19 protein-coding genes are annotated in these 19,069 nt (G+C 66.4%); 10 read left to right on the top strand and 9 right to left on the bottom strand.

Annotated elements, in window-relative coordinates:
• Nucleotides 1-26 precede the first annotated feature (26 nt).
• The 5 genes from L1080_RS04655 to L1080_RS04675 all read right to left on the bottom strand — a co-directional run bounded on the left by L1080_RS04655 (nucleotide 27) and on the right by L1080_RS04675 (nucleotide 5,407).
• Entirely contained in the window at nucleotides 27-1,163 is a 1,137-nt protein-coding gene (locus tag L1080_RS04655) for an Mrp/NBP35 family ATP-binding protein (RefSeq protein WP_208961115.1), read from the bottom strand.
• Between the two features lie 23 nt (nucleotides 1,164-1,186).
• Nucleotides 1,187-2,059 carry a lytic murein transglycosylase gene (locus L1080_RS04660; protein WP_159925422.1) on the bottom strand — a complete coding sequence of 291 codons (873 nt, stop codon included), beginning with the start codon at nucleotides 2,057-2,059 and terminating at the stop codon, nucleotides 1,187-1,189.
• 285 nt (nucleotides 2,060-2,344) lie between these two features.
• Nucleotides 2,345-3,484: a lytic transglycosylase domain-containing protein gene (locus L1080_RS04665; protein ID WP_459030371.1), complete on the bottom strand. Its 1,140-nt coding sequence runs from the start codon at nucleotides 3,482-3,484 to the stop codon at nucleotides 2,345-2,347.
• Between the two features lie 133 nt (nucleotides 3,485-3,617).
• A complete protein-coding gene (locus L1080_RS04670) occupies nucleotides 3,618-4,139 on the bottom strand; it encodes a DUF1003 domain-containing protein (RefSeq protein ID WP_109331843.1) in 522 nt (173 codons plus the stop codon).
• Complete coding sequence (locus L1080_RS04675; protein ID WP_159925425.1) at nucleotides 4,136-5,407, bottom strand: magnesium transporter MgtE N-terminal domain-containing protein; 1,272 nt, start codon at nucleotides 5,405-5,407, stop codon at nucleotides 4,136-4,138. Before L1080_RS04675 ends, L1080_RS04670 begins: the two co-directional genes overlap by 4 nt.
• Nucleotides 5,408-5,479: 72 nt before the next feature.
• On the opposite strand from L1080_RS04675, the gene L1080_RS04680 reads away from it, so the two are divergent.
• The 6 genes from L1080_RS04680 (at nucleotide 5,480) to L1080_RS04705 (ending at nucleotide 11,570) form a co-directional block, all read left to right on the top strand.
• Entirely contained in the window at nucleotides 5,480-6,442 is a 963-nt protein-coding gene (locus tag L1080_RS04680; protein ID WP_159925427.1) for an HpcH/HpaI aldolase/citrate lyase family protein, read from the top strand.
• Between the two features lie 67 nt (nucleotides 6,443-6,509).
• Nucleotides 6,510-7,001, top strand: a complete 492-nt coding sequence (locus L1080_RS04685) for a general stress protein (RefSeq protein ID WP_109331840.1) — start codon at nucleotides 6,510-6,512, stop codon at nucleotides 6,999-7,001.
• A gap of 298 nt (nucleotides 7,002-7,299) precedes the next feature.
• Nucleotides 7,300-8,619, top strand: coding sequence for an ABC transporter substrate-binding protein (locus L1080_RS04690; RefSeq protein ID WP_374433379.1), 1,320 nt, complete (start codon nucleotides 7,300-7,302; stop codon nucleotides 8,617-8,619).
• Nucleotides 8,616-9,563 carry a carbohydrate ABC transporter permease gene (locus L1080_RS04695; protein WP_308202117.1) on the top strand — a complete coding sequence of 316 codons (948 nt, stop codon included), beginning with the start codon at nucleotides 8,616-8,618 and terminating at the stop codon, nucleotides 9,561-9,563. The genes L1080_RS04690 and L1080_RS04695 overlap by 4 nt, the downstream gene beginning before the upstream one ends.
• Before the next feature lie 2 nt (nucleotides 9,564-9,565).
• Nucleotides 9,566-10,396, top strand: a complete 831-nt coding sequence (locus L1080_RS04700) for a carbohydrate ABC transporter permease (protein WP_159925433.1) — start codon at nucleotides 9,566-9,568, stop codon at nucleotides 10,394-10,396.
• Between the two features lie 4 nt (nucleotides 10,397-10,400).
• On the top strand, nucleotides 10,401-11,570 hold the full coding sequence (locus tag L1080_RS04705) for an ABC transporter ATP-binding protein (protein ID WP_159925435.1): 1,170 nt from the start codon (nucleotides 10,401-10,403) through the stop codon (nucleotides 11,568-11,570).
• Between the two features lie 19 nt (nucleotides 11,571-11,589).
• Here the strand turns inward: L1080_RS04705 and L1080_RS04710 are convergent, their stop codons facing one another.
• On the bottom strand, nucleotides 11,590-13,101 hold the full coding sequence (locus L1080_RS04710) for an MFS transporter (RefSeq protein ID WP_250768677.1): 1,512 nt from the start codon (nucleotides 13,099-13,101) through the stop codon (nucleotides 11,590-11,592).
• 79 nt (nucleotides 13,102-13,180) lie between these two features.
• On the opposite strand from L1080_RS04710, the gene L1080_RS04715 reads away from it, so the two are divergent.
• Nucleotides 13,181-14,290, top strand: a complete 1,110-nt coding sequence (locus tag L1080_RS04715) for a winged helix DNA-binding domain-containing protein (protein ID WP_374433221.1) — start codon at nucleotides 13,181-13,183, stop codon at nucleotides 14,288-14,290.
• Here L1080_RS04715 and L1080_RS04720 read toward each other — a convergent pair.
• Together L1080_RS04720 and L1080_RS04725 are read right to left on the bottom strand one after the other, a co-directional pair.
• Nucleotides 14,277-15,143: a chromosome partitioning protein ParB gene (locus tag L1080_RS04720; RefSeq protein WP_159925441.1), complete on the bottom strand. Its 867-nt coding sequence runs from the start codon at nucleotides 15,141-15,143 to the stop codon at nucleotides 14,277-14,279. The two genes, L1080_RS04715 and L1080_RS04720, sit on opposite strands and share 14 nt — an antisense overlap.
• Nucleotides 15,133-15,828, bottom strand: coding sequence for a metallophosphoesterase family protein (locus L1080_RS04725; protein WP_109331819.1), 696 nt, complete (start codon nucleotides 15,826-15,828; stop codon nucleotides 15,133-15,135). Before L1080_RS04725 ends, L1080_RS04720 begins: the two co-directional genes overlap by 11 nt.
• 65 nt (nucleotides 15,829-15,893) lie before the next feature.
• On the opposite strand from L1080_RS04725, the gene L1080_RS04730 reads away from it, so the two are divergent.
• Nucleotides 15,894-16,481 (top strand): suppressor of fused domain protein, encoded by a 588-nt coding sequence (locus L1080_RS04730; protein ID WP_201453445.1) that lies wholly within the window; start codon nucleotides 15,894-15,896, stop codon nucleotides 16,479-16,481.
• Here the strand turns inward: L1080_RS04730 and corA are convergent.
• Nucleotides 16,478-17,539, bottom strand: coding sequence for a magnesium/cobalt transporter CorA (corA, locus tag L1080_RS04735; protein WP_109335247.1), 1,062 nt, complete (start codon nucleotides 17,537-17,539; stop codon nucleotides 16,478-16,480). The two genes, L1080_RS04730 and corA, sit on opposite strands and share 4 nt — an antisense overlap.
• 158 nt (nucleotides 17,540-17,697) lie before the next feature.
• Here corA and L1080_RS04740 point away from each other — a divergent pair, with 158 nt between their 5' ends.
• Together L1080_RS04740 and L1080_RS04745 are read left to right on the top strand one after the other, a co-directional pair.
• Nucleotides 17,698-18,552: a PHP domain-containing protein gene (locus L1080_RS04740; protein ID WP_159925443.1), complete on the top strand. Its 855-nt coding sequence runs from the start codon at nucleotides 17,698-17,700 to the stop codon at nucleotides 18,550-18,552.
• Complete coding sequence (locus L1080_RS04745) at nucleotides 18,549-18,956, top strand: hypothetical protein (protein ID WP_250768680.1); 408 nt, start codon at nucleotides 18,549-18,551, stop codon at nucleotides 18,954-18,956. Before L1080_RS04740 ends, L1080_RS04745 begins: the two co-directional genes overlap by 4 nt.
• Nucleotides 18,957-19,069 lie beyond the last annotated feature (113 nt).

A 19,069-nucleotide genomic window follows, 5' to 3' on the forward strand; every position in this document is an offset into this window, starting at 1 on the left:
AGAAAGGCGCACAGGCGCGAAGCGCCTCAGAGATGGCGGGTGGTGTCGATCCCCAGCGACATTCCCGCGAGCCCACGCTTGCGCACCGCCAGCTTGTCGGCAACCTCGCGGAGTGCGATTGCCGCCGGCGAATCGGGATGACCGAGCACGATGGGCACGCCGCCGTCGCCGCCCTCACGCACCGCCTGCTCGAGGGGGATCTGCCCCAGCAACGGCACCGAGGCGCCCACGGCCCTCGTCAGCCGGTCTGCAACGGCCTGACCGCCACCCGAACCGAACACGTCCATCCGGGTGCCGTCGGGCAGGTCCATCCACGACATGTTCTCCACCACACCGACGATGCGCTGACGGGTCTGCAAGGCGATGGCCCCCGCCCGCTCCGCCACCTCGGCCGCCGCCTGTTGCGGTGTCGTGACCACGAGGATCTCTGCCCCCGGAATGAGCTGGGCCACGGAAATGGCGACGTCACCGGTTCCGGGCGGAAGGTCGAGGAGCAGGACATCGAGGTCACCCCAGAAGACGTCGGCCAGGAACTGCTGCAGCGCGCGGTGCAGCATCGGGCCACGCCACACCACCGGAGTGTTGCCCTGAGTGAACTGGGCGATCGAGATCATCTTCACGTCGTGCGCGACGGGCGGCATGATCATCCGCTCCACCTGCGTGGGCTTGGCGTCGGTGCCGAGCATGCGGGGAACGGAGTGACCGTAGATATCGGCGTCGAGGACACCGACGGACAGACCTCGCGCGGCCAGCGATGCGGCCAGGTTGACGGTCACACTCGATTTGCCGACGCCACCCTTACCGGAGGCGACCGCATACACGCGGGTGAGTGAACCCGGCTGTGCGAAGGGAATGACCGGCTCGGCGGAGTCGCCGCGCAACGACTTACGTAGTTCGGTGCGCTGCTCGTCGCTCATCACGTCGAGTTCGACGCGGATCGCGCCCACACCCGGCACATCGGCCACGGCTTTGGTGACGCGATCGCTGATCTCGGTCCGCATCGGGCAGCCGGCAGTGGTGAGGTAGATGGCGATATCGACGCTGTCGTCGTCGGCGATGTCGACGCTCTTGACCATCCCGAGTTCGGTGATCGGTTTCCGGATCTCGGGATCTTGGACGCGCGCCAAGGCGCTACGAACAGCGGACTCGCTCAGGACTGACATAACTCAATGGTAGGGATGTGTCCTCAGTGGATGCGCGGCAGGTCTGACGCAGCCGGGACGATACCGCTGGCGTAGCCCGCGGACCAGGCCAAGACATTGGCGACGTAGGCAGCCGAGTTGTTGTAACGGTGGACCGCCTTGGCCGCCTGGATCGGGTCGCGGACATCCAAATTGCCGTCACACAGATACTTTCCGGTGGTGAGCGCGGAGTCGAAGAGGTTCTGCGGATCGGCGGCGCCGTCTCCGTTGCCGTCGCCTGCGTAGCGATTCCACGTCTCCGGAAGGAACTGTGTGGGCCCGACCGCGCGGTCGTAGTTGCTGTCGCCGTCCAGCCGTCCACCGTCGGTGTCGCGAATCACGGCATTGCCGGCGAGGTGACCGTCGAGGACCGGACCGAGAACGGCGTCGAGCATGTTGCCCTTGTCGTCGGCCTTGCCGTCATAGGCGTGAGTCGACTCCACGCGGCCGATGCCGGCGATGAGCGTCCAGTACATACCGCACCCGGGCTGCTCGACAGCAAGGATGCGCTCGGCGTTCTGGTAGGCCGACACGTTGATGGCAGGTATGCCGAGGGCGCCCTGGGCGATGCTGGCCGGAAGCGGCGGCGTGGCCTGAACCGGGGCCAGGGCAGGTGCGGGGGCCTGCTCGACTGCGGGCGCGGCCTCCACGGCGGCGGTGTCGGCGACAGGGGTGACGGCCTCGGCGTTCGGTGCGGCGGTCGCTTCCTGGGCAACGTCCGCGACGTCCGCGGCGGCTTCGGAGCTGAAGAACGGGACCTTGGGGGTGGCGCCGGCCGTGTTGGCTGCGGTGACCAGACCGATGGGAATCAGTCCGGTGAGCGCGATGACCGAATTGCGGCGGATATGGGAATCCGTCTTCTTGTTGTGCCGACCCACTCGATTGCCTCCTGCGACCCCGTTCGGGATGTGCCTGTGAACTGGACGGCACGAGGCTACCCGATTCGAGACATTTCCGTTACGCAACCGTGATCAATACGGGTGAGGCGCGCGGGTCTGTTACCTGAGGGACCCCTCTAGTAAGGGTAACGAACACGGAAAGGTCACGCCCGCATGCGGCTCAGCGCGGAAGGCAGCGCGACGCGGCGCCAGAACCCGGAAGGCATACGAAAACGCCGCCGCCGCCCGGCTTCGGCCGGGCGGCGGCGGCGATCGAGGAAACTTCTAGCGAACTCCCACGGCCGGGGCGATTGCCGGCGGGGGAGCGGCCGGTTCCGCAGGCGCCGGCGCGGGTGCGGGAGCGGCCGGGTCGGCAGGTGGGCAGAAGAACACACACGGGAGTGCGGGTAGCGCAGGCAAGCCGGGGATCAGCGGTGCAGGCGCCGGAGTGGTCGGAGTCGGTGTCGCGTCGGGCGGGAGCTCCGGTGGAGCCGCGAGCTCACGGGCGAGGTCGGATCCGTTCGCCGCAGCGTCGGTGAGGCCACCGGGCGGCGGAGTGCTCGAGTCGGACAGCTGACTCGGGGTGGGTGTACCGCCATTCCGGTAGGCGTTCGACCACGTAATGACGTTGGCGGCGTAGGTCCCCGAATTGTTGTAGCGGAGAACCGCGCGGGTCTCCTGGAGGGGATCACGGAGGTCGAGTCCGCCCGAGCAGAGGTACCGGGCGGCGGCCAGGGTTGCGTCGAATACGTTGTTGGGATCTGCGGCGCCGTCCGCGTTGCCGTCCGACGCATATTTCGCCCATGTGGACGGAATGAACTGCATCGGCCCCACCGCCCGATCGTGTCCGGCGTCGCCGTCGGTGGCGCCACGGTCGGTATCGCGGATCACCTCGTTGCCGGCCAGCCGGCCGTCCAGCACCGGTCCCAGAATCGGGGTGACGGTGGTGCCGGACGAGTCTGTCCGCCCTCCACCGGCATGCCCCGATTCGATGCGCCCGATACCCGCCAGCAAATGCCAGGGCACACCGCACTTGGGTGCCTCCACCATCAACGTGAGTTCCGCCGAGCGGTAGGCGTTGAGCACGATCTCCGGGATGCCGAGCGAACTTAGGATCACCGGTGCGGCGATCAACCCTGTTCCGGTGGGAGACGCGGGCGATGTGGGATTTATCACCACGGGCGGGGGAGGCGGAGGCGCCGCGCGCTGCGATCTCGCGACCCGCGGCGCAGGCGCCACGAAGCCTGCGGGCGGTAGGTAGGCGTCCTGCGGTTCACTCACCGGAGACAGACGCGTGGCGGACGCCAGCGCGGCCGTCTCGACCGCCGCGTTCTGACGGGTGTCGACGGCCGAGACAGGGCCTGAACTACCCGTCGAGGATCCGAGCGTTGCGGCGGCGCCCACCGTCAGGGCAGCAACCGTCACCAGTCCACGTATCCGCACTCCACCACCCCCTGCGGTGCTCTTGCTTGTCGCACACCGCGTACATCCGAGAAGTTGTGATCGACGTTACATATTCGTGACTGCGTGTGCCGAGGAATGGGCGAATGACCGGCGATCATTTGCGCCGGGGCCGGGCCTCTTCCTCGTCGCCGAGCAGGGTCTTGATCTCCTCGAGTTCACGGCGGAGGTAGTCACGGGTGGCCACCTCGCCGATCGCGATGCGCAGGGCGGCGAGTTCGCGCGCCAGGAACTCGGTATCCGCCTTGGTCTGTTCCGCGCGCGACCGGTCCTCCTCGAGCGAGACGCGGTCCCGATTCTCCTGTCGGTTCTGGGCCAGCAGGATCAGCGGGGCCGCATAGGCGGCCTGGGTGGAGAACGCGAGGTTGAGGAGGATGAAGGGGTACGGATCCCACTTCAGCTCGACGGCGAAGATGTTGAGGACGATCCAGATGATCACGACCACGGTCTGGATCACCAGGTACCGGCCGGTCCCTAGGAAACGAGCGAAGTTCTCACTTGCACGGCCGACCGCTTCCACGTCGTAGGTGAAGCGGAAGCGCCGGGCGCCGCGAGGGGTGTCGAGCCTTTGCCGATCCGACAGTCCACGGGCCGACACGCTGGGAACCTTCTCGCTCATCCGTCGATCTCCTCTTCACGCCAGTCCTCCGGAAGGAGATGGTCCAGGACGTCGTCGACGGTGACCGCGCCGATCAGGTGATTCTCGTCGTCCACCACGGGGCCGCACACGAGGTTGTAGCTGGCGAAGTACCGCGTGACGGCCGCCAGGGAGTCGTCGGCCGCGAGACGTGGGAGACCGGTGTCGAGCAGACCGCCCACGAGGCTTGCGGGTGGTTCCCGCAGCAACTTCTGCAGGTGCACGCATCCCAGATAGCGGCCGGTCGGCGTGGCCGTCGGAGGCCTGACGACGAAGATCATGCTCGCGAGCGCGGGCGTCACATCCTCGTTGCGCGCGCGGGCCAATGCTTCCGCCACCGTTGTGGACGCCGTGAGCACCACCGGTTCGGGAGTCATCAGGCCACCGGCCGTGTCCGGCGAGTGCTCGAGCAGCCTGCGGACTGGTTCCGAGTCCTGCGGGTCCATCAGTTGGAGCAGTGATTCTGCCTCCGTCTCGGGCAGCTCGCCGAGAAGGTCGGCGGCGTCGTCGGGATCCATGGCCTCGAGGATGTCGGCGGCCCGCTCGACCTCGAGGTGCATCAGAAGGTCGGTCTGATCATCGGACGGCAACTCCTGCACGACGTCGGCCAGGCGCTCGTCGTCGAGAGCGAGTGCGAGCTCGTGCCGCCGTTTGTCCGGGAGCTCACGCATGGCGTTGGCCACGTCGGCGGGACGCATGCCCTCGTATTGCATCAGGAGTGCGGACACCCCCTGGCCCGGCATCGACAGATCGGAATGCGTCAGCCCTTGCACGTGCTGCCACTCGACGATGTGAATGGCGGTACGCCGGCCGAGGCGGCCCCGATGGCCGCGCACCGCGACCTTCGACACCACCCAGTCACGGCTACGGGTCAGTTCGATGCCGAGATCGACCACCACCGTGTCGACCCCGTGGAGTTCCTCGAGTTCCGGGTCGTCCACCCGCACGCGAGAATCGAGGACCTGCGCGAGCGCGAGAACCTCGCCCGGACGCTGCGTGAACCGGCGCAGACTGACGTTCCCCGTGGTCAGTGTCACCGAACTCGGCTCGATCGCCGTGACCCGCAGCATGGGCACGAAGATGCGCTTGCGCGTGAACAATTCGATGACCAGCCCCAGCACCCGGGGTTGCTGGCGCCCGATGCGAACGGTGATGACCACGTCCCGCACCCGGCCGATCGACTCACCGTCGGGCCCGAGTACCACCAGGCCGGCCAGCCTGGCTGCAAAAACCTTGTTCGCAGCTGCCATGATTGCCAGGCTAGATCCTCGTACGGGGATCCAGGGAATCGAACACCTGCGGAAAGTGGAGGATCGTCCGTCATGAGTTCCGTCTTCAGGCCACGCCGATCGGTTCTGGCTGTTCCGGGCAGCAGTCGCAAGATGATCGACAAGGCCAAGGGGCTTCCCGCGGACGAGGTGTTCCTCGACCTCGAGGACGCCGTGGCGTCGTTGGCGAAGCAGGAAGCCCGCGTCACCGTCGCGGCCGCCCTTGCCGAGGACGGGTGGGGCGATCAGATCAAGGTCGTGCGGGTCAACGACTGGACCACCGAGTGGACCCATGCCGACGTCGCCGAGGTCGTCGGGCGTGCGGGCGCGCACCTCGATGCCATCTTGCTGCCGAAAGTGCCGGACGCCAGCCACGTTCAGGCCCTCGACCTACTGCTGACCCAGATCGAGAAGGCCAACGGGTTGGAGGTCGGGCGGATCGGGATCGAACCGCAGATCGAGAACGCCATCGGACTCACCAACATCAACGCCATCGCAACGGCCAGTCCCCGGGTGCAGACGCTGGTGTTCGGGCCGGCGGATTTCATGGCGAGTATCAACATGCGCACGCTGGTGGTCGGGGAACAGCCGGACGGCTACGACCGCGGTGACGCCTACCATCACATACTGATGACGATCCTGATGGCCGCACGGGCACACGGCATCCAGGCCATCGACGGGCCGTATCTTCAGATCCGCGACGTGGAGGCGTTCCGGCGTTCTGCGCAGCGCACCGCCGCTCTGGGTTTCGACGGGAAATGGGTGCTGCATCCCACGCAGATCGATGCGGCCAACGAAGTGTTCAGCCCCCGACAGAGCGATTTCGACCGCGCCGAACTGATCCTCGACGCCTACGAGTTCCACACGTCGGCGGCCGGTGGAGGACGTGGCGCAGTGATGCTCGGTGACGAGATGATCGACGAGGCCAGTCGGAAGATGGCCCTCGTGATCTCGGCCAAGGGCCGGGCCGCGGGAATGACGCGGACCTCCGAGTTCACGCCGCCCGACGAGGGTTAGCCGAAACAGGCAGAATGGTTCTCACAGGATCGATCCTGAGAGAATTACACGAGGAGACCAGCTGACGATGACGAATCCACTCGGACAGTCCAACGGGGCGCGGCGAGGGGCTCTGCCGGAACCTCCCACGGGCTGGCCCATCGGTTCGTACCCGACGTACGCGGAGGCGCAGCGTGCCGTCGACTACCTGTCGGATCAGGAGTTCTCGGTCGAGGACGTCACCATCGTCGGAGTGAACCTCATGCAGGTCGAGCGAGTACTCGGCCGGTTGACGTGGGCCAAAGTCATTGGCGGCGGCATCGTTTCAGGTGCCTGGCTCGGTGTCTTCTTCGGCCTTCTGCTGGGTATCGTCACGGGCGGATTCCTCGCACCGCTCGTGGTGGGCATCGTCGGCGGCATCATCTTCGGGCTGATCTCCACCACCATCCCGTATGCGGCCACTCGCGGTACCCGTGACTTCGCGTCCACCATGCAATTGGTCGCCGGGCGATACGACGTGCTGTGTGAGCCGAAGACCGCGGAGGCGGCGCGCGACATGCTGGCCAAGCTGGCGCTCTGAACCGAGACGTGGGCGGGCTCGTATTACGGATTGCGCGCTTTTCGTCTCGTTCGCGGTGATTTCCGCCAGTTTCAGGTCGATCTCGGATAGGTTTACGGCGCAATGCGAGGGGTCTTCCCCTCGGTGAAACCGTGACCTGGCGGGACTGCACGATCCGGCAGGAACCACTGTGCGGGCCTGCGTGCCAGCCGTACCGCGACTGGGTTCGTGAGGACCGCTCGAGGAGGCGGCTGTGCGGCGTACATCGACAGAATCCGGTCGTCCGGGCAGGCCCGGACTCGCAGTCAGATGGGGTCTCATCGGCGCGGCCATCGTCCTGACGGTTCCGCTGCTGGCGGCGTGCGCTTCACCGGACAGCGGCACCGTGCTCAGCTTCTACACGGCGGCCGACGGTGCGGAACAGTATGCCGAGGCCGCAGCCAATTGCACGGCCGCGGCCGGTGGCCGATACACGATCGAGCAACGCACCCTTCCGAAGGGGGCAGACGATCAGCGACTGCAGTTGGCCCGGCGCCTCACCGGAAACGACACCTCGCTCGACATCATGACGCTCGACGTCGTGTGGACGGCCGAGTTCGCCGAGGCGGGGTGGGCATTGCCGTTGCCCGACGATGTGGCGGCCGAGGTCACCGAGGGCACGCTCGAAGGCCCCCTCGAGTCGGCCCGGTGGCAGGATCAGCTGTACGCCGCACCGCTGAACACCAACACGCAGTTGCTCTGGTACCGCAAGGACCTCATGCCTGGTGGGCAACCGCCGCAGACGTGGGATCAGATGATCGACATTTCCGAGAGGCTGGCGAGCGAGGGCCGGCCCAGCTGGATCGGGGTGCAGGGCAAGCAGTACGAGGGTTTGATGGTGTGGTTCAACACCCTGCTGGCCAGCGCGGGCGGTTCCGTCGTCGGCGAGGACGGAACCACCGTGACCGTCGCGGACGGTGACGGTGCGCTGAAAGCCCTCGAGGTGATGAAGCGAGTAGCCACCGCACAGGGCGCCGACCCGTCGATCTCGCAGGGCGACGAGGCGTCGTCCCGTCTCGGCATGGAAAGCGGACGCGCGGCCTTCGAGGTCAATTGGCCGTTCGTGCTTCCCGGCATGATCGAGAACGCGGAGAAGGGTGACCTGCCGTTCATCGACGACAAGGGCAACACCACCTCCGTCGATACCGGCAACACGGTGCTCACGGTCGACGGGCAGCAGAACTTCCTCGCCGCGCCGTACCCCGCGGTGATTCCCGGCCGGCCGGCCGAGGTCACGATCGGTGGATTCAACATCGCGGTCGCGAAGACCAGCCGGCACCCCGACCTCGCGTTCGAAGCGGTGTCCTGCCTGCGTAACGAGGAGAACCAGCGCAACAACGCCGTCAACGGTGGTGTCCCGCCCACGTTGGCGAGGCTGTACGACGATCCGGCATTCCAGGAGGCGTATCCCGCCTGGCAGCAGGTGCGCGACGGCCTGAACACGGCGGCAGTGCGTCCGGTTTCACCCGCCTACCAGAGCATCTCGACCCTGATCACCGACACGTTGAACCCGGTCGGTGACATCGATCCGCCGCGTACCGTCGACGAACTCGCCGAGCAGGTGCGTAAGGCGGTCAACTCGGAAGGACTGATTCCGTGACGACCGAAGCCGTGCCGGTGGACCGGACCGACAAGCCGGCAGCGCCGACGAAGAGACAGGTGTCCGAGGGGAAGAAGGCCGAGCGCCGGCTGGGACTGTGGCTGGTGGCACCGGCGGCGATTCTCATGATCGCCGTGACGGCCTATCCGGTGGTCTACGCGGTGTGGTTGAGCCTGCAGCGCTACGACCTCCGATTCCCCGACGAGCGTAAGTTCGTCGGCCTCGCGAATTACGTGTCGGTGTTGTCGGACGCGTACTGGTGGCAGGCGTTCGTGGTCACGGTGGGCATCACTGCCGTGTCGGTGGTGATCGAATTCGTGCTGGGTCTGATCCTCGCCCTGGTCATGCACCGCACGATCGTGGGCAAGGGGCTCGTGCGGACAGTGGTGCTCATTCCCTACGGCATCGTCACCGTGGCCGCTGCCTACAGCTGGTACTACGCGTGGACGCCGGGAACCGGGTACCTCGCGAATCTGTTACCCGACGGCAGTGCCCCCCTCACGCAGCAGATTCCGTCGCTCGCGATCATCGTCCTCGCCGAGGTCTGGAAGACCACGCCGTTCATGGCCCTGCTGCTGCTGGCCGGTCTCGCTCTGGTACCCGACGATCTGCTCAAGGCGGCACAGGTCGACGGCGCCGGGGCCTGGACCCGGCTGGTGCGCATCATTCTCCCGCTCATGAAACCGGCCATCCTGGTGGCGTTGTTGTTCCGCACCCTCGACGCGTTCCGGATCTTCGACAATATCTATGTGCTCACCAAGGGCGCCAACGACACCGGCTCTCTGTCGATCCTCGGCTACGACAACCTGTTCAAGGCCTTCAATCTCGGAATCGGTTCGGCCATCAGCGTTCTCATCTTTCTCTGCGTGGCCCTCCTCGCATTCGTCTTCATCAAGCTCTTCGGTGCCTCGGCTCCCGGGTCCGACACGGAAGGAAAGCGATAACCATGGTCGAAACAAGGCAACGCAGGCTGAGCTGGTCGGCGGTCAACTTGCTGGTCCTGCTGTATGCGCTCGTTCCTGTGCTCTGGATAGCCAGCTTGTCGTTCAAGCCCGCGGGCACCATCAAGGACGGGAAGCTCATTCCGGAGAAGTGGACGCTCGACAACTACCGCGGAATCTTCTCGACCGACGCGTTCACCAGCGCGCTGATCAACTCCATCGGCATCGGGCTGATCGCCACGGTGATCGCGGTGGTAATCGGGACGATGGCTGCCTACGCGATTGCCCGGCTCGACTTTCCGGGCAAGAAGCTCCTGGTGGGTGTGGCGCTGTTGATCGCGATGTTCCCGCAGATCTCCCTCGTGAGCCCGCTGTTCGACATCGAGCGCCGACTCGGATTGTTCGACACCTGGGCCGGTTTGATCCTGCCGTACATCACGTTCGCGCTTCCCTTGGCGATCTACACGTTGTCGGCCTTCTTCAAGGAGATCCCCTGGGAGCTGGAGAAGGCGGCCAAGATGGACGGCGCCACACCGGCGCAGGCGTTCCGGAAAGTGGTCGCACCGCTTGCGGCGCCCGGTATCGTCACCGCGGCCATCCTCGTGTTCATCTTCTGTTGGAACGACCTGTTGTTCGCGATTTCGCTGACCTCCACGGAGCGCTCGATCACCGCACCGGCGGCGATTGCCAACTTCACCGGCGCTTCGCAGTTCGAAGAGCCGACGGGGTCGATCGCCGCCGCCGCGATGGTGATCACCATTCCGATCATCGTCTTCGTGCTCTTCTTCCAACGACGCATCGTGGCCGGTCTGACGTCCGGCGCAGTGAAGGGATAAACCTGTGGCCGAGATTGTGCTGGACAAGGTAACCAAGCTCTACCCGGACGGTGCGCGGGCGGTGAGCGACGTCGACATTACGATCGCCGACGGCGAATTCATCATTCTGGTCGGTCCGTCGGGTTGCGGTAAATCGACGACTCTCAACATGATCGCGGGCCTCGAGGACATTTCGTCCGGTGAGCTGCGCATTGCCGGCGAGAGGGTGAACGAGAAGGCGCCGAAGGACCGGGACATCGCCATGGTGTTCCAGTCGTATGCGTTGTATCCGCACATGACGGTGCGCCAGAACATTGCGTTCCCGTTGACGCTGGCGAAGATGTCGAAGTCGGAGATCGCGGCCAAGGTGGACGATGCCGCGAAGATCCTCGATCTCACCCAGCACCTCGACCGCAAGCCGTCCAATCTGTCGGGCGGACAGCGACAGCGGGTCGCGATGGGGCGGGCAATCGTCCGCAGTCCCAAAGCGTTCTTGATGGATGAGCCGCTGTCCAACCTCGACGCCAAGCTCCGCGTGCAGATGCGCACCGAGATTTCCCGTCTCCAGCAACGTCTGGGAACGACCACGGTGTATGTGACCCACGATCAGACCGAGGCGATGACTCTCGGCGACCGCGTGGTGGTGCTGCGCGGGGGACTCGTCCAGCAGATCGGGGCACCGCAGGAGTTGTACGACCATCCCAACAATCTGTTCGTTGCCGGGTTCATCGGATCGCCGTCGATGAACTTCTTCCCCGGACAGCTGACAGCGGAAGGTATTTCGACTCCCCTCGGGAACTTCGCGCTGCCTCCGCGCTCGCGTGAGAAGGTCACCTCCTCCGGGGCGTCGAAGGACGTCGTGGTCGGTATCCGCCCGGAGCACTTCGAGGACGCCGGGTTGATCGACGCGGATCAAAAAGCCGCTGGTGCCACGTTCACCGCTCAGGTCGAGGTGCTCGAGTCGATGGGCTCGGACAAGTATGTCTACTTCTCCGCCGAAGGACCACAGGTGAGTTCGCGGGAACTCGAGGAGCTCGCTGCCGATTCGGGCACCGAGGTCGCGGGTGGGGGACATCTGGTGGCCCGGTTGTCGACCGAGTCGTCTGCGGCGCAGGGCAGCCCGGTGGAGTTGTGGTTCGACCCCGCGAAAGTCGCGGTGTTCGATCAGGACTCCGGGGCCAATATCACTCGCTGACCGAGGGGACAAGGCGAACTCACGATGTCATCTGCCGTTCGCCGGAGCTCGTGTTCGCGCCACCGAGGCCGCCCACGGTGCCCCATTCGGCGGCGAGCGCGGTGGCATGGATCTCGTCCTCTTCCGCGTCGGAGGGTGTGCGGATCACGCGGGTGATACCGAAGAAGGGCAGCAGCCCGGCGAGAGCGGCGGCAACGGCGCCGGTGGCGAACGCGATGAGGTAGGCGGATTCGGCCGCGAGGTCGGTGCCGGAGAGAGTGATTTCGGCCAGCAGGGTCGCGATGAGGGCGCTGGCGAACGAGCTGCCCACGGACCGCGCGATCGAGTTGATGCTGTTGGCCACGCCGGTCTCGTCCTGCGGGACCTCGGCGACCAACAGCGAGGGCAGTGCGGCGTAGGCAAGGCTGATGTAGGTGTTGATCAGCAGGATGGCGGTGATCACCTGCCAGGTGTGGTCGTGGGCGACGATGAAAAGGATGAAGCCTGCGACGCCGACCACGCTGGCGCCGATGAGCACGACACGCGCGCCGACGTGGCGGATCATCGTGCCACTGAGGATCGAGGCGAGGACTCCGCTGACCGCGCCGGGTAACAGGTACACGGTGCTGGCCTCGAGCACGGTGGCGCCGAAGCCGTACCCGGCGACCGAACGAGAAGTCTGCACGAAGTACGAACTGCCCAGGAACATCACGAACATCGACATTCCCACCACGAGGGCGGACAGGTGTGTGACGAGGACCGGCGGATCGGTGAGCAACCGGGGTGCCACCAGTGGATGGGCGATTCTGCGCTCGTACAGGAACCACCCGGTCAGGACGAGCAGTCCGGCAGCACCGCTGATGATGGTGGCGGGCGAACCCCATCCCCAGGTGCTTCCCTCGGACAACGGGAGAAGGACGAGGACGAGCCCGGCGGCGAGACCCACCGCACCGATCCAGTCCATGGATCCCGATCCCGTCCGCGCGCGCCGGGGAATCGCGAACCACGCCAGGACGAGACCCGCAAGCGTGATCGCAGAGGAGAGCCAGAAGATCCGGTGGAAGTCGGCGCCGTCGGCGACGAGCACCCCGGTGAGGACGATCCCGAAACATCCGCCGAAACCCAGAGTTCCCGAGAGAATGCCCATCGCCCCGGTCAGCTTCTCGGGGGGCAGCTCGTCGCGCAGGACTGCAATTCCGATGGGGAACAGTGCGAACGAGACGCCTTGCAGCACTCGGGCAACGATGAGCACACCGATCGACGTGGCGACCGCACCGAGCAACGAGCCCAGCAGCACGATCACGAGCACACCGAGCAGCACCGGACGTGTGCCGCGAAGATCGGCGAGCCGGCCGAGTAGGGGCGTCGCGGTGGCCGCTGCGAGCAGGTTGGCGGTGAGGAGCCACCCGACGGCGGTGGGCCCGACCTCGAGTTGGGCGCCGATCGTGCCGACGATCGGTACCACCAGGGTCTGGAGAACCGCCAGAATCATGACGATGAAGCACATGACCGGCAGCAGCATCCTCGGCGTGGGTCCGGGTTCTGCGCTCATGTGGTCCTCCGTGCGTCGTCCTGTCGACACTGACAGATAAACACGGTGCTGGGGCTAACTAACAAAGGGGGTCGACGCGGTGGGTTCCGAACGCATGTCGGATCGGGCGCTGGGACGGGCCACGCTGGCCCGCCAGGGACTGCTACGCCGAACAGGAACGCCGGCTCTCGAGATGATCGAGCACTTGTGCGGGCTGCAGGCCCAGGCCCCGATGCCGCCGTATTTCGCCCTCTGGGCACGCATCGAGAAATTCCGGCCCGATGCCCTCTCCGAGCTCATCGAGCGACGCGAAGTGGTGCGCATCGTCGCCATGCGTGGAACCGTGTTCGCGTTGTCGGCGGCCGACGCCCTGACATTCCGCCCGCTGGTCCAGCCGCTCCTCGATCGGGATCTGCGCACCAACACGCAGTACCGCGCACACCTCGACGGGATCGATGTCGCCGCTCTCGCTGCTGCGGGCCGCGACCTCGTCCGGGATCGGCCGCGCACGCAACTGCAGATGCGGCCGTTGCTCGAGGAGCGATTTCCCGGACGCGACGGCGCGGCCCTCGCGCACGGGGTGCGCGGGCTCGTGCCGATGGTCCAGGTGCCACCGCGGGGGTTGTGGGGCAGGTCGGGACAGCCTGCGCTGGCGACACTCGAGTCGTGGGTGGGGCAACCACTCGACCCGGCGCCGTCACTACGGACGATGGTCCTGCGATACCTCGCCGCGTTCGGCCCGGCGAGTGCCCTGGATGCACAGGCGTGGTCAGGCTTGACCCGGCTCGGCGAGATACTGGACGAGCTGCGCCCGCAGTTGCGGGTGTTCACCGCGGAATCGGGAACGGAACTTTTCGACCTTCCGGACGCGCCGCGGCCGGAGGCTGGGGTGCCTGCGCCGGTGCGCATCCTCGCGCCCTTCGACAATGTGCTTCTTTCCCATGCGGATCGCAGACGGATTCTCGACGACGAGGTGCGGAAGCGGGTCTTCACTCAGAACGGGATCATCAAACCTGCTGTGCTGGTGGGCGGCAGGGTCGCGGGCTTCACGACCACCACCGTGGGGAAGGACGCGGTGATCCTCGAGGTGGAGCCGTTGACCACGATCGCCAAGTCTCATCGGCCGGCCATCGAAGCGGAGGGTCGCCGATTGCTGAAGTTCGCACACCCGGAGGCCGTCACTCGGGAGGTGCGGTTCACGGACTCGTAGACCGGTGCTTGCGGGGCGCCCGCTGGCTCAGTTCGGCGATGATCTCGTCGTTCCAGACATGTTGGCGCACCAGGCGATATCGTTCGCGAGCCACCCACAGGTAGGCTTCGGCATCGGTGTGATCGGGCAGCATGTCGGCGGCCCGGACCATGCGCACGACCGGGAGGAATTCCTCGCCGAACCACCGACGCGCCACGGTGTCGCGACCCACGAACTCGCCCATCTCCTGCATGAGACGGAACCCCCAAGCTTCGACGCACTCGCTGATCTCCGCGTACTCCCACGGATCGGTGACCGTCACCGCCTTGCGCTGGGCGCCCGTGAGGGGCACCCGGCTCAGGAACAGCCGCCGATGGTCCTTGATCAGCAGATCGCCACGCTGCGTGATGCCGTCCGGCGAGATCCGGGTCAGGATCTCCGTCACGTACGCGTCGATGGTGCTCCAGTGCATCGCGTAGGCGATGGACACGCGGTGGTGGCCGTCGCTGACGAAGTGCATCGACCCGATTCTGTACACCTGGATCGGCGGAACCGACTCGCCGCGGCGCTGCGCTGCGGCGAGCCGCTGCCAGCGTTCGCGTATCCGGGCGGACGTAGGACGGAAGTACCGGTCGAAATCACTGGTGCGGTCGACGCTCCCGACGATCGAGTTGACGGGGATCACCTGCAACCCCAGTGACCGTTCGCCGATCCTCCCGAGCGCGGCCACCACTTCGTCGAACGGCAGGATCTCGTTGACGTCGTCCGGTTCCCTGCGTAACCAGTTGACCAGCCGGGAGAGCTCGGCGCGGCGGCGCTGACGGGTGAAGTCGTTCTCCGCGTCGGCGGAGGGGAAACCGGTGTCACGTGCCATGCCGTCGCCTCACGATCGTCGGTTCGGTACCCGAAGACATCTCCATGAGAGTGAACCCGACCGTGTTGATCACCGTCGTGGAGCCGAGCACTCTGTCCACGGGCGTCGTCCCGTACGGGTGCACGTGGCCGTGAACGAGTGTCCGAGCCTGCAACCGTGCGGCCAGCTGCTCGAAACACTCGAAACCGCGGTGCGGCGGGTCCTCGAGATCACCGACTCCGCGCGGCGGGCTGTGCGTGAGGAGCACGTCGACACCGGCTACTCCGGATCGGCGCGCATGCCACGCACTCGTCATGGCCAAGTTGCGGGCACGCCGGCGCTGCTGCCGTTCGGTCCACTGATTGGGGCCGTCGTTGTACCGGATCGATCCGCCCAGGCCGGCGATCCGCAGTCCGGCGATGCGGACGATCCGTCCGTCGGCGTTGACGGCGCCGCACGGGCCGGGCCACGTCGACGGCATACCGGAACGCATCCATCCGACACGGCCCGCGGAATAGCCGGAAAGGTCGGGGTCGTGGTTGCCGGGCACGAACACGCACGGTGCATCGAGTGCGTCCATCAGATACTCGAGATAGTCGAAGGGCAGATCACCGGCACCGAGGACGAGGTCGACCTTCATGGTGCGCCCCTGCGGGGTCCACAACGACTCGATCGTCTCGTCGGAGACCGCGAGTACCGAGACCATGGCCCGACGCTACCGGCTCGAGAGGCCGGGGGACGAGTGAGCGCGGGCGGTGGTTTGATGGCGGGGTGACTGACAGCGTTGTGGCAGCCGTTCGTGCGCACCTGCTCGAACAGATCGGGGGGCCCGAGCCGACCGCCGCCTCGGTGACGTTTCTGGGGGTCGAGCCTCTCGACGTGCTGCGGTTCCCGCCCGCCGAAGACGACCTCGTCCGGTACGTGACTCTGGGTTGCTCCCGGCACCCGATGGGTGATCCCGGGGAATTGGTGGCCGACCCGATGCGGGGTCCGCGCGCGGAACTCGTGCTGACGCTGCGCGGGGGAGCCGGGGTGAGCTCGGGTGTCGCGCGCACCCTCGCGGTGCTGGCGGCCGCGCCGTCGGTGGAGGGGGTGGTCCTCGTCGAGGACGCGCTCCTCGACCTCGGCGAGCCGTTGTGGAAGGACACGCCGTTCACGGCGGTGCTCCTGGGCAAGTCCTCGATTCCGGACCTCGCCCTTCCCGAACCCGCCGACGCGGTGCAGTTCCTCGCCGCCGTGCCCCTCACCGGAACCGAGGCAGCGTGGGTGCGACTGCGCGGCGCCGAGGCATTACGGGAAGCGTGGACCGAGGCGGGCATCGACGTGCGCGACCCGAACCGCGGCGCGGCGTCCCTCTAGAGCCAGTTGTTTCGGCGGAAAGTGACGAACAGCCCCACCGTGACCGACACAATGAAGGCCACCACGAGGTGATACCCGTATTGCCAATGTAATTCGGGCATGTTGTCGAAATTCATGCCATAGATTCCTGCGATCATCGTGGGCACGGCGGCGATGGCCACCCATGCCGAAATCTTGCGCATGTCGGTGTTCTGCTGGACGGCGATCTTGGCGAGAGCCGCGTCGACGAGTGAGCTGAGCACCTCGTCGTACTCGGCGATCCGCTCCGCGACGGTGGTGTGGTGGTCGAGCACGTCGCGAAAGTACCGCCGCACTTCCTTCGGCACCGGATTGCCGGGCGACTGCGTCAACCGCAGCAGTGGGTTCGACAGCGGGTTCACCGACTTGCGGAGTTCGACGATCTCCCTCTTGAGCAGGTAGATGTGCTCGACCGCGACGGTGTTCCGCGGGCTGAACACCGCCTCCTCCATGCCGTCGACGTCGTGTTCGATGGCCTGGGTGACCTCGAGGTACGTATCGACGACGTGGTCGGCCACCGCGTGGAGGACTGCATAGGGACCGAGCGCGAGCCGCTCCTGATTCTCCTCGAGCGAGCGCCGGACGTTCGCGAGCCCGGAATGATCGCCGTGCCGCACGGTCACGACGTAGTCGGCGCCCACGAAGGCCATGATCTCGCCGGTCTCCACGATCTCACTGGCGGTCGCCACCGAATCGTGTGGCACATAGTTGACGGTCCGCAGCACCAGGAACAGGATGTCGTCGTAGCGTTCGAGTTTGGGCCGCTGGTGCGCGTGGACAGCGTCCTCGACCATCAGTTCGTGCAGGCCGAACGTCTCGGCCACGCTCTCCATCTGACCCTCGTCGGGTGCGAGGAGTCCGACCCACACGAATCCCCGGCCACGCCGCCGGACCTCGGCGAGGGCAGCCTGATGGGTGTACTTACCGGGCAGACGGATGCCGTCCACATACACGCCGCAATCCACCACGGCGCGGGCGGTGGGGATGCGGATCCGGGGACCCGCGGACTTGTCGCGGCCTTGTGCCGGAAGTGAGGGCATGGGCGCGAGCACTCCCTTCAGCGTCGAGACCGAGGACTTGGTGTCGCGCAATCCTACGTGAGCACCGGAGTCCTGAATCCCCGACGACCGGACGACACGACACCGCTCGACGCACGCACGCCCGGACCCTTCCCGAGCGCACCTGACACACTGGGCAGGTGCGCATCGATCTCCACACTCACTCGACGGCCTCGGACGGTACCGACAGTCCGGCAGACCTCGTGCGCGCGGCCGGTGCCGCGGGTCTGGACGTCGTGGCCATCACCGATCACGACACCACGGCGGGGTGGGCAGAGGCGGTTGCGGCGATGCCTGCCGGGTTGACCCTGGTCCGGGGCATGGAGATGTCCTGCGCGGGCCGGGGTGAGGACGGTCGTCCCGTCGCGGTCCACCTGCTGGCCTACCTCTTCGATCCCGCGCACGCCGCGTTCGCGCGGGAACGTGAGCGGTTGCGAACCGAACGGGTCGTCAGGATCCGGGCCATGGCCGAGCTGATGATGGAGGACGGCCTGCCCATCGACGCCGACGAGGTCCTGGCGGCAGCCGGTCCCGCCGCGGGTCGCCCACATCTGGCGAGGGCGCTGATGCGGGCCGGAGTGGTGAGCAGTGTCAATGAGGCGTTCGTCGACCTGCTGGCGCCGCGGGGCCGGTACTTCGTCGACAAATCCGACACCCCCTTGGACGAGGCGGTGCAACTGGTGGCCGAGGCCGGAGGGGTGAGCGTTCTCGCCCACGGGCGGGCGCGGGCGCGGGGACGGCTGCTGTCGCTCGATCACGTCCGGGAGCTGGCCGGTGAGGGTCTACACGGGCTCGAGGTGCATCATCCCGACCACTCGTCGGCCGATGTCGCGGTTCTTCAGGGACTGGCCGACGAATTGGGGCTCGTCGTCACCGGATCTTCCGATTACCACGGGACGAACAAGACGATCCGGCTGGGCGAGTTCGGCACGGACCCCGACGAGTTCGACAAGCTCGCCTCGAAAGCCTCCGGTACACAGGTGATTTCGGCATGACTGCACGCGATTCGGACCGCTACGGCAACCGCGACCACTACGACCCTCACGGCTACGACGCTGACCGTGACGACCCCTACGGCCCGACGACGCCGAGGTCCGTGCCCCCGCGCGAGCCACGTCGCAGCTCATTTGTCGTCAGGGCGTCGCGCGCGTTCAGTGGCGCCGTCGCGGCCGGTGTGGTGATCTTGTGTCTCGTCGTGATCGGGTCCGCCTATGTGGGCGGCGGCAGGGGATTCCCGGGGCCGGGAGCAGTCTCGATCACCGCGCACATCGTCGCGTCCGTGGTCGTGGTCGTGGCCCAGCGGATCGCCGATCGCCGTGACGGTCTCGCCGCGGTGCTCGCATCTGTCGCCGTCCTCGCTGCGGCAGCGCTTCTGCTGGCCACCCAATGGTGGGGTTGACCGACGCTCGGAGAGTTATGTGAAACCGGCTCTCACGGTGACCCGTCGGTAACTTGTTCTCACAGGTAGAAGCCGGAAAACGTGAGACGTCTGACTCCCGTGGCGATTTGATT

Source organism: Rhodococcus sp. MSC1_016, from assembly GCF_023667485.2.
Lineage (GTDB): Bacteria > Actinomycetota > Actinomycetes > Mycobacteriales > Mycobacteriaceae > Rhodococcus_F > Rhodococcus_F oxybenzonivorans.

Excerpts from the sequence above, each read along its gene's own strand:
- L1080_RS04655 (WP_208961115.1), bottom strand. The coding sequence starts at position 1,163 with ATGTCAGTCCTGAGCGAGTCCGCTGTTCGTAGCGCCTTGGCGCGCGTC.
- L1080_RS04670 (WP_109331843.1), bottom strand. The coding sequence starts at position 4,139 with ATGAGCGAGAAGGTTCCCAGCGTGTCGGCCCGTGGACTGTCGGATCGG.
- L1080_RS04675 (WP_159925425.1), bottom strand. The coding sequence starts at position 5,407 with ATGGCAGCTGCGAACAAGGTTTTTGCAGCCAGGCTGGCCGGCCTGGTG.
- L1080_RS04680 (WP_159925427.1), top strand. The coding sequence starts at position 5,480 with ATGAGTTCCGTCTTCAGGCCACGCCGATCGGTTCTGGCTGTTCCGGGC.
- L1080_RS04685 (WP_109331840.1), top strand. The coding sequence starts at position 6,510 with ATGACGAATCCACTCGGACAGTCCAACGGGGCGCGGCGAGGGGCTCTG.
- L1080_RS04700 (WP_159925433.1), top strand. The coding sequence starts at position 9,566 with ATGGTCGAAACAAGGCAACGCAGGCTGAGCTGGTCGGCGGTCAACTTG.
- L1080_RS04710 (WP_250768677.1), bottom strand. The coding sequence starts at position 13,101 with ATGAGCGCAGAACCCGGACCCACGCCGAGGATGCTGCTGCCGGTCATG.
- L1080_RS04720 (WP_159925441.1), bottom strand. The coding sequence starts at position 15,143 with ATGGCACGTGACACCGGTTTCCCCTCCGCCGACGCGGAGAACGACTTC.
- L1080_RS04725 (WP_109331819.1), bottom strand. The coding sequence starts at position 15,828 with ATGGTCTCGGTACTCGCGGTCTCCGACGAGACGATCGAGTCGTTGTGG.
- corA (WP_109335247.1), bottom strand. The coding sequence starts at position 17,539 with ATGCCCTCACTTCCGGCACAAGGCCGCGACAAGTCCGCGGGTCCCCGG.
- L1080_RS04745 (WP_250768680.1), top strand. The coding sequence starts at position 18,549 with ATGACTGCACGCGATTCGGACCGCTACGGCAACCGCGACCACTACGAC.